The sequence below is a fragment of the Oleiphilus sp. HI0067 genome (assembly GCF_001635735.1).
In genome coordinates this window covers 1-830 of the sequence record NZ_LWFI01000061.1, presented here as the reverse complement: position 1 = coordinate 830, position 830 = coordinate 1, and the positions used below count along the sequence as shown (strand labels likewise).

Below are 830 nucleotides of genomic sequence, written 5' to 3'. Positions count from 1 at the left end.
CTTAGAATGCTCGGTGCGATAGCCGAGATGTATTTCGCCTTGAGTTTAATAAACTTGGCCTCACATCTATATCTTCAAATATCCATAATACGAATTAATAACACAGTAGAATCTTATGTTTTCATCGGCACTAACCAAGCTTTTCGGAAGTAAGAATAAGCGTGAGCTTAAACGCATGGGCAAAGTCGTTGCTCAAATCAACGCACTAGAAGAATCCATGTCGTCATTGAGTGATGATGCGCTTAAAGCGAAAACTACCGAGTTTAAGGAGCGGGTAGCTAACGGTGAATTACTAGACAAGCTTTTGCCTGAAGCGTTTGCAGTTGCTCGTGAAGCCGGTAAGCGTGTCATGCAAATGCGTCATTTTGATGTGCAGCTGATTGGCGGCATGACACTCCATCAGGGGAAAATTGCTGAGATGCGTACAGGTGAAGGTAAAACGCTAGTAGCGACCTTGCCTGTGTATTTGAATGCTCTTTCTGGCGAAGGCGTGCATGTTGTAACGGTTAACGACTACTTAGCAAAACGTGACTCTAAGTGGATGGAACCTCTATATAACTTCTTAGGTTTAAGTGTTGGGGTTGTATATGGCGGTCAAGAGCCTGCAGAAAAGAAAGCAGCTTATCAGTGTGATATCACCTATGGGACTAACAACGAATTTGGGTTTGACTATTTGCGCGATAACATGGCGTTTAGTGCCGAAACAAAAGCGCAGCGTGGTTTAAACTTCGCGATTGTTGATGAGGTTGACTCGATCCTTATCGATGAGGCGAGAACACCTCTTGTTATTTCAGGCCCTGCCCAGGACAGCTCAAAGCTATACAAAGCAA

1 protein-coding gene is annotated in these 830 nt (G+C 44.1%); it reads left to right on the top strand.

Annotated elements, in window-relative coordinates; translation table 11 throughout:
* Window positions 1–115: 115 nt before the first annotated feature.
* On the top strand, window positions 116–830 hold a 715-nt coding region (locus A3739_RS01055; protein ID WP_156502222.1), incomplete at its 3' end, for a DEAD/DEAH box helicase.